Origin of the sequence: Mycoplasmoides pirum ATCC 25960 (assembly GCF_000685905.1) — a bacterium.
GTDB classification, from domain to species: domain Bacteria; phylum Bacillota_I; class Bacilli_A; order Mycoplasmatales; family Mycoplasmoidaceae; genus Mycoplasmoides; species Mycoplasmoides pirum.
The window spans coordinates 64,859-76,720 of record NZ_JMKZ01000002.1; the positions used below are offsets into that span (position 1 = coordinate 64,859).

General features: G+C 26.4%; 4 protein-coding genes. All 4 read right to left on the bottom strand.

What is annotated here, in order from left to right; all coding sequences use genetic code 4:
- Positions 1–58: 58 nt before the first annotated feature.
- Positions 59–3,865 carry a DUF3713 domain-containing protein gene (locus tag T397_RS0102925; protein ID WP_027124142.1) on the bottom strand — a complete coding sequence of 1,269 codons (3,807 nt, stop codon included), beginning with the start codon at positions 3,863–3,865 and terminating at the stop codon, positions 59–61.
- A gap of 24 nt (positions 3,866–3,889) precedes the next feature.
- Complete coding sequence (locus tag T397_RS0102930) at positions 3,890–7,588, bottom strand: DUF3713 domain-containing protein (protein ID WP_027124143.1); 3,699 nt, start codon at positions 7,586–7,588, stop codon at positions 3,890–3,892.
- Between the two features lie 161 nt (positions 7,589–7,749).
- The gene (locus tag T397_RS0102935; protein ID WP_027124144.1) at positions 7,750–10,086 is read right to left on the bottom strand and encodes an EAGR box-containing protein; all 2,337 of its coding nucleotides are present in this window, start codon (positions 10,084–10,086) and stop codon (positions 7,750–7,752) included.
- 369 nt (positions 10,087–10,455) lie between these two features.
- Complete coding sequence (gene sufB, locus T397_RS0102940) at positions 10,456–11,862, bottom strand: Fe-S cluster assembly protein SufB (protein ID WP_027124145.1); 1,407 nt, start codon at positions 11,860–11,862, stop codon at positions 10,456–10,458.

The following is an 11,862-nucleotide window of genomic DNA, read 5'->3' on the forward strand; positions in this document are numbered from 1 at the left end:
AAAGCCCTCGTGAATAAATTTTAACAAAAAACGATTTTTTGAGTATTTATTTACTTAATTATCTTCTTGGACGATTTAATCAAGCTACACCTAGTGAATCAAACAAACGCTTGTCACCTGTAGTAAATTTAGTTTGTTCATTATTGACTTTGTTTTCATTTATCAAATTATTAATAGCTAGCCCTTGTGTTGAACTATCAGAAGCTTGGAAAGCAACAATAGATAAGAAAGTATCTAAATCTAAACCTAATCGTTTTTCATTAGTAGTACCATTAGAATCGTTTGCAGTAACTCAACCTTCTCCACCAATTTTTGATACATCTTCATAATTAATTTGCATTGCATATGCAGCAATTCTTGTTAAACGATTATTACCACTTTCAATTACCGGATCAGAAGATTGAACTTTAGTTGCTCGATCATTTACACTTGTTGTTGCCAAAGGTGCTTCTACTTTTTTATTACCAATAAATCCAGCAAATTTTGTGAAATAAGAATTTGAAGAACCATTCAATGCATCTATTTTTTCTTTTAATAAATTTTTCTTTTGACTAAATGAAAGTACAGGATTTCCATTTAAATCTGTTTGATAATATTGACTTAAATTTATGTTTGCGCGATTTTCAAGAGTTGCAGCAAGTTTATCTAATTCAGACAAAGTATTAATTCTTTCTAAATATTTAGATAAATTATCTTTTGAACTAAATGAACTTAATGAACCATTAGTTCCTGTAGTTCCATAATTTGTAAATAATTGAGATAATACATTTGAATCAATTCCTGGTGTACCATCAAAAATAATTCCATTGAATCCATATAAGTTAGTTGTAGTTTTAGTAGTACTGCCTGTTTGCCCATTAGAAGAAATTTCAGTTTTAGTGTAATAGTATGGATTAGAAGTATCGTTAAATGTATCAACAGTTGGGGGTACAGAACGTGTTTTCTTATTAGTGGTTGAATTTATTACATTGTATCAATTAGCATTGCTACCTTGTAAAAAATTAGGATTTGTTGAAAATTCAGTAATTGGATCAACAGGAGAAGAATTATTTGCACCATTAACAAATTTACTTGGATCTGCATGCATTGTTCAAGCAATTGCTGCATCTGTTCCTTCAAGAATAGCTTGTGTTAAAATGTTTTTAAAATTAACCAAATTATCTCTTAATAATCAATCTAATGTATATAATCATGTGTAATAACTAATTGAACTATCAGTTAATCAATTTTTATCAAATTGAATATCTTTGAAAGAACTTACAATTTTGTCTAACGAATCTTGATCTGTAAAATTACCAAATGAATATCTAACTGAAGAAGAATATCATTGTGGCATTCAATAATATCGATCAACAATAGATTTTAAAGTTGCATTATCAATCCCATAAACAAGATTATTAGCATCTACATTTGAAGAATTTGTAGTTGTAGTTTCTACAGCATTATAAATATTTTTAAAATTTTGATTGTTTTGGAAATAAGCATCTTTTATATTATTTGTAATCGCAGAATTTGAAATATTAGATTGTAATGATTGATTTAAAGCTAAATCATAAGTGCTATCATTTGAATTCACAAATAACACTTGTGCATATTCTGTTTTTGATTTATCTTGAACAGTTAATTTTAAATCTGTAACTAAAGTTGATGTTTTAGCTTTAAAATCTTGCAATTTAGCACGTGTATTATCTCTAATTGTTTTTAAAGAATCAGTTTGTGTTGGAGTTGCTTTTGAACCAGATGACGAACTATTATCAAAATTACCTTCATTAATGAAATATTTATTTAAACCAAAATAATTTCCATCCATTTGTCTAACATATGGTAATCTTGCAGCAATTCCAACTTTTTCTGGAGTAAAATTGGCTTCAAAATCTGAATAAGTTTTAGCTCAAGAATTTAACTTGTCATTTAAACTATTAACATTGTTTTGTAGTGCAAGAGCTTGTTGATAAGTTGAATAACTAGTTACATAGTCATTAATTTTTGTTTTTAAATTTTGGAAATCAGTTTTAAATTGTTGATTAGTAGATAAATCAAAAAAATTATCAATTGTTGTTGTTTCTTTTCCAGTTGTTTGTGTGTTGGTTGCAAATGTACCTTTTTTATCTAATGCATTGCTTAAAACAGAAAATAAAATTTGAGCTTTATTTTTATTAAATCAATTACTTAATGAATCTTTTAAATTAAAAGTATATGAAAGAGTACTACTTGACGGTAAAACATTTGCTAGCATAGCTCTAAATTTTAAAAATGTTTCTTGTTTTGCTATATCACGCTTTGAATTAGAATTATTAACATTGTTATTACTTGATGTTTGATTTAAATAATAAGAGCCACCATCTATTCCCATTAAATTAACACCCTTAGATGTTCTAATTAAAATGAAATATTTACTATTATCAGTGTTAGTAGTAGTAGTAGTAGTAGGCTTGATGACGCTAAACAAACCATAACCAGTGTTATTTGAATTAGCTAATTGTTTATAAGATTCATAAAAAGTATCGTTAATAGTTGTATTAACATTTGTAAATGATGTATCTATATAAGAATATGAACTATCTTTCGGATCATTAGAATTATTTTTTTCATCTTTCGCAACGCCAATTGCTACGCTGTTTGATCCAGAACTAGGAGGAGTAGTTGTTGTTGTTGTTTGTAAAATAAAATTATTCATTACATTAAAATCTTTATCTTGAGAAGAAGAAGAAGAAGAACCTGACAACACTGTAGATCCAACATCATCTCTATCTGTATCATTGATTAGACTCAAATATTGTTGAATAAAACCTGCAGGAATAGTTGCATCATCTGATGAAAATAAATCACTAGATGTCATTAATTGCTTAGTTGATTCACCTTGAGTATATTGTTTGCCAAAGTCAATTTCACCATTTGAACCAACAAATTGATCTAAACCTGTTTTAGTAGTAGTAGTAGTATTACCATTTGTAGAAGTAACTTGTGTTGATCCAGAAACAACATGTTTATAACCAGCAGAACCGTTAGTGTTTGCTGGTTGATCTAAATTATTCTCCATAACTTGGAATTGATAAGATTCAGTTAAATTATCAGTACCAATAATATCTTTATTAAAAATTAAATCTAATCCATTATTTTTTGGTTTTCCATTGTTAAATGAAACTATTGATAAAAGATTAGGATTTTCTTGCTGAACTCATTGACTAAAAATTTCATTTTGAATTTGTGCATATGTTTGATTTACATTATTGATATCAGCCAAATTGTCAGAAACATATCCGTTAACATTATTTGTAAATTTAATGTTATTTCAATTTGCTGAATTTCTTAATTGATCTATAGTAGGATTTTGAACTTTTTGATCTGAACCAACATAATTTAAAAATAAGTTATTAAAAATTTGACTAGTGAAATCATTAAAAATTTTTTCATTTAATTTAGCTTTTTTATAACTTGCTTCTGTTCCGCCATTTTGATCAAAATAATTTTTTTGCAATTCAACTAAATAATCATTACCTTGTGATTCTTTCAAATCTTTAATTAACTTTTTATAATCATCGTCAACTACGTCAACAAAATTTTGATATCTACTACGAACTGAAGGATTACCGTTATTTTTGTATCATGATTCTAAAACATCAGCTAATTTGGAATTTAAAAAAGCTTCAAAACCAGATGTTTCCATTAAAGATCTAGTTACAATTTCGTTTGTTGTGTTTGTTGAAAAATTACCAAATCCAATGCTGCTTGAAGCTGGAAACAATTGATTTACAACTTGGGCACTAGGTCCACAACTTGTAACTATGATACCAACAATTCCTGCAATTGTTAAAGAAGCACTTAAACTAATTATTTTTGTTTTTTTAGAAATGTGTTTTTTCATAATAAATTCCTTTTGGTAATCTTATTAGATGTTAATTGGTAATCCTCAACGTGATGTTAATGCATCTAATAAACGCTTATCTCCAATTTTTGTTCTTCCTACAGATTTATCTGCATTAATATTAGTATTAATTAAATTAGTTATTGCACTAGATTGAGATCCAGAATCTAAAGCTTGAATTGCAACTACAGCTAAAAATTCATCAATTGATAATCCTAATCTTCCAGAAGAATTAGTGTCGTTTTTTGCAGTAATATTTGATGATGTTCCCATTCAATTGTTTGTTCCTAAATTTTGAACATCATCAATGTTGATTTGACTCATGTATGTAGGTAACAATTGTGTAAAATCATTTGAAAGGACAGGTTCAGATGCAGCTATATCAGTAGTTGATTTTTTATGACCTATATATCCTGTATAACGATTAAATGCTTTATCTGGTATTTTAGAATTATCATTCATTAATGTAACTAACGCTGCATTTTTAGTTGAAATATCTGTGTTGTTTGGACTTAATGATGGTTCTGAAATTTCTACACCAATATTCTCAACTAAAAAATTAATAAATGTATCTAAATCTCTATTAGTATTTAAATTGTTTTGAATATATTTTACAACACTATCGCGTGATGAACCATATGCAAATAAAGAGCCTGTAGGAATGTTGTTGCCGCTACCATTCGATGTAGTTGGAACTTCAGGTGATTTAGCAAATTGGGAATACAAAACATTATCTAATGCTTCATTTGTTTTTTTATCACCTTGAACAGATAAACCTATAAAACCAAATTTCATATCTGAATATGTTGTAGAATTACCTGTAGTTGCTGAAGTAAATGTTGCACTATATGGGTAATTTAAATTATTAGATTTTTCAGGAATTGCAGGAGAATTAACTGAATTCATTCAATTTGTAGGTGCGCCTCAGAAATAATAAGGATTATCGGGAAATTTAGTTATTGGATTGTTTGATGATGAAAGTGCAGTTTTTGGATTTGCAGAAATTGGAACAGTTCATGAAACTAAAGCACTAGTTCCAGTTTGAATTTGTGAATTTAAAATTGATTTAAAGTTAGCTAAATTATCTCTTAACAATCATTCAAAAGTGTATAAATAAGTGAAATATTTAATAGCCTCATCACTATTTAAATTTTTTGCAAAATTTTCTTGTTCTAAAACATTATTCAAAATATTGTTATAACTACTAAATTTATCGCTATCAGAATTACCATTTGTAGTTTTTGTATTAATAGTTCCATAACTTATTTTATTTGCATTAGAGCTATTTAAAATATTTTCAGCATAAAAATAATTTGTTATATTTTGAATTTTAGAAGCAATTGATGAAAAAATACCTGAAGTTTTAATTTTACCTGTTGTAAAATCATAAAAATTACTAAATGAACTATTATTTTGAAAATATTTTGATTTAACTAAATTAGTAACATTTGTAGAAGAAATACCAGCATTAATTGCTAGATTAATAGGCAATGTAAAAAAATCATCGGCATTACTTTTTAATAAAACTATTTGCGAATATGTTGGTGCAGTTTGAACAGTTAAGTTTAATGATTCTGCCAAATTTTTAGCTGATGTTGAAATTTTATTATTTAAAGTATTTCTTAAATTTACAAAATAACTTCTTGTTCCAGTAGGATTTGTAGAAAAATCATTAGATTTTGGTAATGAAAAAGCACTGTTAGTTGAATCAAGAATACCATTTTCATATGCCAAATTTTGATAATAATATTCTAATGAAGGAATTGAACCGTCATTAGCTTGAACATTTGGTATTCTTCCAGCTATTCCATTATTGGCACTAACATTTTGTTTATCATTTTCTGTATACTTTTCACCACGTTCAGTAAATTTATCTCGCATCCCTTTTATTGCAGTTTCAATTTTAGTTAAAACTGTGTTTTGTTGCATTGCAGAAACATAATCTTTAATTTTGTTATAAACATTTTCAAAAGCATCTTTTAAATTTTTATTGGATGCTAAAGATAAAAAACCATTACCATTATTTAAATCATTCTCAAATGCTTCATATATGAATAATGAAGGCTTGGTATTAAATAAAGTTTGAATTTGTGTAGTTGAATTGAATGAGTAATCTTTATTTTTTTCATTGTAATTTAGTTTTTTAAATAAAGATCTAAACAATAAGAATTGTTTTTGTTTTTCAATATCACGAATTGATTTATTTGTAGTTGAATTTGTATTTCCATTACCATTATTTAATGATTGAGATGTAATATAATACTTACCACCATCAATTCCCATTATATGAACACCATCAGAACCACGAGATAATAAAAATTGATTTACAACTGTATCATTTTTAGATGCATTAGAATTAATTGATGATGTTAATTTTTGAGTTGCAATATCATAAATATAAGTTTTTTGTGCTTCATCTGTTGATTCTAATAAAGAATAATTTTTATATTGACCATTACTTATGTTTTTTGCATTATCAGAAAAAAATGTGCGAGTATCATTAGATTCCTTTTCTCTAGCAAAGTCTAATGATGTATACATTGATTCTTTGTCATTACTATCTTTTTTTCTCAAAAAAGCATTCATAATATTTTCTTGAGAATTAATTTCTTGTGGCTGACCTAAATTAGTCGTTGCATATCCATCAATAGCCAAATTTAAATATTGATTAACATATGCAGAGGAAAATAATGCGTCATATGTATCAAACATATCAAATGCATTCATTAATAATTTTCCACCAGAATCCATAGAGTATTCAGTTGGAATGTCAATAGTACCATTACTAGTATCTAAAAATTTATTTAGACCATTATTCCCGCCTACTAACAAATTCCACAATCCAGCAGGAGATTTTGCTGGATTGTCACTATATGGATTAAATACTTGAAACTCATAAGAAGGTGAAATTGATGGGTTTACTTTATCATTAAAAATATTAGAAAAACCAACTTTAGGTGTTTCATTAGTTAATACAACACGTGATAATAAATTTGGATTTTCTTGTTTAACTCATTGAGTTGCTAAAAAATCTTGAATATCAGCAAACATCTGATTGTTATTGTTTATATTATCAACTGCATTTGTAGGATTTGAAATATATTTTGAATCAGTGTGTTGATTTGTATATTTTAATTTAGATCAATTGTTTTGTTTTAGTAAATCATCTCTACTAACTTGAGTTACAACATGACCATTATCATTTGTATAATTTAAAAAATCAGTTGCAAAAATAGAATTTTGAAACTCTAATAAAGCTTTTTTAGCTAATTCTGTTTGTTTCCAAGAAGCTTCAGTTCCGCCATTTGAATCTAATGGACCTATTTGTAAATTTAAAAGATAGTTATTACGATGTTGATCACGATATGTTTGAACTTCATTGTCTCAAGATTTATCAACCTCTTTAACTCAATCATCGTACTTATCAGATAATTGTTTCAAAGGATTATTTTTATAAAAAGATAACAAAACATTACCCATAACTGAATCCATAAAAGCAACAAATGCACTATCATCAGTTAACACTTGACTAGTTAAATCTTTAACATTTAATCCTACTTCGTTATCACCAAATTGGTTTCCGGGTTTAAATAGTGATTTAACATTTGAATCTGTAGGAATCGCTGAACAACTAGATAACAAAACAGTAGCAAAAGCAATAGCACTAATGCTTAACAATCAAATTGATTTACGTTTATACTTTCGCAAACTTATTTTTTTCAATTTAAATTCACCTTAAAAGATTAATTTATTTATCAAATTTGACAAAATAAAATATAAAAGATTATACAATATATGATTATTCTATTTACAAATAAAAGATTTTCCTAAATTTTTAAGAAAATCTAATAAATATTTTATTTTTATATTTTTAATTAACAATTTTAAAACTTAGTTAAAAAATCATCATTTAATAAACTATCTAAATCAGAAGTTCTATCAGGTTTTAGTGATTCAAACTCATCTGTAAACATATTTGATGTTGTATTAAATCTAGAAAAATCATCATCTAATAAATTTGAAAAATTTGTAATTCCTGAAGTGTTTGTAAATTCATTTGTATCAAACATATTGAATTCATTAGTATCAAATAAATTAGATTTTTTAGAATATTTATTATTAAATGATGGAATCAAATCTTTACCATTAGAACTTAATGAATCAAAATTAACTAAATCAAAATTACTTAACATATTTTGATATTGATCTTGAGCACGTCTAATTGAATTAAAATTGGATTCTAATAAGTGTAAACTTCTATTTCCAGGGTGTAAATTTGTAACTAGACGTTGAATTTTGGTAATATCATTTTGAATACGTAGCATACGCTTTTCATAACAGTTTCTTACATTATTTAAATTAGTTTGAAGTATACGTAAACGTTGATCATTTTCTTTGATAGAATAAATCAAATGTCCATTGTAATCTTGAAGATGTTGTAAATTATCAAAATCTTTACCACTAGCGGATTGAGTATTACCATCAGCCAATGCACGCATCAATTCAGCCTTTTTACAAGCAATTTGATGTTCATTTTCTTTATATTCAATTCTTAATTTTTCAGAATTACGAGTTAAAGAATTAATTTCATATTTTAAATCTTGTGAAATTCGTTTATAAATATTAGCAGATTTTTGTCGTGATTTTCCTAAGAAATCAAACATCTTAGATAACGATAATTTAATTGTTTCATCATAATTTTCAGAATCAAATAAATCGTTTTCTGAAATATCAACAGGATTTTGTCCAGATATAATTTCAGCTAATAAATCATTGTAACCTTTTTCTGGTTGTGAAATATAATCATCATCTAATAATGATTGTTTTGGAACTTCTTTAGTTGTTTCATAATCGTTCAAGTTACTACTATTTGATAGTGGTAAATCAATATTCATATTGTTAGTCATAATAGAATCACCCTTTAAATTGTCATAATTATAATCAAATGTTTTTTCTAATATAGAGTTATTTGGTATTTCAATATTATTATCATATGTATTAATATTATTTTTTTCAACATTGGAATTATCTAAATAATTAGATGAAGAAATTGATAAATTATTTGAATCTATTGATGAAGGTACAAAATCATTAAGATTGTTTGACGTTTCAACAGATTGATTATTAATTTCATTTGGAAGTGATAATAATACTTCTGTAGTATATTGAACACCAACTCCTAATTCACGTTCTTTAATAGTAACTGGTTCATCAGGCGTTGAAATTAAATCAGGAGTTAATGTAGTTGTATTTGGAACAAATTGGTCATTAGAATATACAACATTATTGATTAATGAAGAATTATCTTGAACAGAAGGTTGAATTTGATTTAAATTAGAGAAATTTGAATTTTCTAATTCATTTTGATTGATAATTTGAGTTTCAGCATTATTTGAAACAACATTATATACGCTATCAAATTGTGGTTCATTAATATTGAATTCTGGATTAATTACTTCATTTTGACTATTTATGAATTTATTTTGTTGTTCTATTTCTTCTTGTTGGTTAACAACTTGGTTATATGATATTTCTTGAGGTTGAACTTCATTAACTAGAGTTGGTTGTTCAAAAGAAATTTGTTCTTGTTGAATTGGTTCTTGGTATTGTTGAACTTCTTCAATTACTGGAGTTGGTTGTTCAAAAGAAATTTGTTCTTGTTGAATTGGTTCTTGGGATTGTTGAACTTCTTCAACTACTGGAGTTGGTTGTTCAAAAGCAATTTGTTCTTGTTGAATTGGTTCTTGGGATTGTTGAACTTCTTCAACTACTGGAGTTGGTTGTTCAATGATAGATTCTTCTACATTTTGTTCTTCATTTAAATGTCAATTATTGTCATCATCAAAATAACCTGATCATTGTCAGTTATTATTTTCATCATAATGCCCATAACCTTCTACTCCAACAAATTGTTCTCAATATTCACCAGAAGAACCATCTGTTTGAAAAACAAAATTATTGCCTTCTGCATCATACAATGCTGATATATCCAAAATATCTCCACTATATGGATCGTAATATTGATTATTTTCAGAATCGTATGAAATGTAATAACCATTTCCATCAGCATCATATGCTATTTGAATAGAACCATCACTAGGCAGTTCATCATCATTTGAATTTGCTGTTGGTTCTAAACCAATATCACCAAAGATTGCTTCAGGATTTTGTTCACCTGTTATTTCTTGTGAATTAGTATCTGTTTTTTTCTTTTTTGCCACTTTTAAAATCCAATCTATGTGGTTTTCAATAAATGCATATATTAAAATTCTAAATAATTATACTAATAAATTTTATGTTTTTTATAAAGTAATTTTAACTATAGTACTTTTAAAATCAATTTGACAGCTTTGCTTATTGTTGTTTTTTTTAATTAGATAATTTAAAAATAAAAATTAACTAAACGGAATATTGAAAATTTTGTATTTTATTAATTTACTAAAATTTAATTTAGTTTATGTTTTTATAAATTTAAATAATTTTCATAATTAAAATAATTGCAATTTGAATAATAGTTTCTCTCTATATTATTTTCAATAAAGATATTTGTATTAATCATTAAGACATTTAAGGTTATACTTTTTTAATATTTATCCTACTGAACCTGTCATATCCATTGCAAGTAACTTATTTAATTCAATAGCATATTCCATTGGTAATTCTTTTGCAAAAGGTTCTAAAAAACCCATTAAAATTAAATTTTCAGCAACATCTTGCGGAATACCACGACTCATCATATAAAACAATTGTTCTTCACTTATATTGGATACTTTTGCTTCATGTTCTAATTGCGATTCTTTATTCTGAATAATTTCTACAGGTAATGTATCAGTTCTTGAAATTTTATCCATTAATAATGTATCACATTCAACTTTACTAGAAGAATTCAAAGCATGTGGACCAATTTGAACAAATCCACGATAACAAGTATTTCCACCATTCACAGAAACAGATTTAGAAACAATTTTAGATTTAGTGTCTGGTGCTAAATGAATCATTTTTGCACCAGCATCTTGAATAATTCCTACATTATTAGCAATAGCTATTGAAATACATTCTGAAGTTGCATATCTTCCGGCTAAAATAGTTGATGGATATTTCATATTTAATTTAGAACCAATATTGCCATCAATTCAAGACATCTTAGCGTTCTCATAAGCAATGGATCGCTTTGTTACTAAATTAATAACATTATTTGATCAATTCTGAATTGTTGTATATCTTACCGTTGAATTTTTATGTGCGAAAACTTCAACAACAGCACAATGCAAATTATCTTCTACATAAACAGGTGCAGTACATCCTTCGACATAATGACATTTAGCGCCCTCATCAACAATAATGATTGTTCTTTCAAATTGACCAACTCGTTTTCCATTAATTCTAAAATATGCTTGTAATGGTTTTGGAACAACAACATTTTTAGGAACATACACAAAAGAACCACCAGATCAAAACGCGGTATTTAGCGCAGCAAATTTATTGTCATTCATTTGAACTAATTTTGCAAAATACTTTTGAAAAAGTTCAGGATACATTTTTAATGCTGTATCTGTGTCTGTAAATATAACTCCTAAATCGTTTAATTCTTTTTGAACATTTTGATAAACAGTTTCAGAATCGTATTGTGTCGAAACACCATTTAAAAATTTTGCTTCTGCTTCATGTATTCCAAGTTTTTTAAAAGTTTCTTTAATTTTTTTAGGAATTTTATCTCATGAATTGTTTTTTCTTTCTTTTGTTGGCTTAGAATACATAATAGCTTCATCATAATTAATAAATGATAAATCAGGACCAAAATTAGGATTAGGCATTTTAAGAAAAATTTTTAATGCTTTTAATCTAATATCCAGCATTCACTTAGGTTCATTTTTAAATTTTGATATTTCGCGAACTATTTTTTCAGAAATCCCTTGTTTAGTTTTGAATAATGAAATATCTCCATCATTAAAACCAAATTGATATTTTTTCTTGAAATCTCTTTTAGAAACACTCAT